This window comes from Variovorax sp. 01N429 (assembly GCF_056399425.1).
Map to the genome: position 1 here is coordinate 1 of NZ_JBFTRG010000219.1, position 378 is coordinate 378.

Sequence of the window (378 nt, forward strand, 5' to 3'; positions counted from 1 at the left end):
CGATGGCCAGCGGGCGGCGGAACTCGGCACCGCGTTCGATCAGCAAGTCGAACGCGGCCAGCGAGGAGATGACGCCGAGCGGGCCGTCGTAGGCGCCGCCGTCCGGGACCGAATCGAGGTGCGAGCCGGTGACGACCGCGTCGACGGCGTCCTCCGGCGTCCACGCCGGGTCCGCGGCGGCGGCGGAACCGCCGTACCACGCCCCCTGGTTGCCGTTGCGGTCGATTTCGTAGCGCAGGCCGCGGCGCTCGGCCTCGGTGCGGAACCACGCGCGGCATTCGAGGTCCGCGGCGTTCCAGGCGAACCGGCGGTAGCCGCCGGTGCGGGCGTCGCGCCCGACCGGCAGCAAGTCCCGCCACATGGCGTCGAAGGTCACGA

1 pseudogene is annotated in these 378 nt (G+C 74.3%); it reads right to left on the reverse strand.

The features are described 5' to 3' along the window. A pseudogene (locus tag AC1DSF_RS31330) lies at nt 1-378 on the reverse strand (hypothetical protein); the annotation flags it as partial.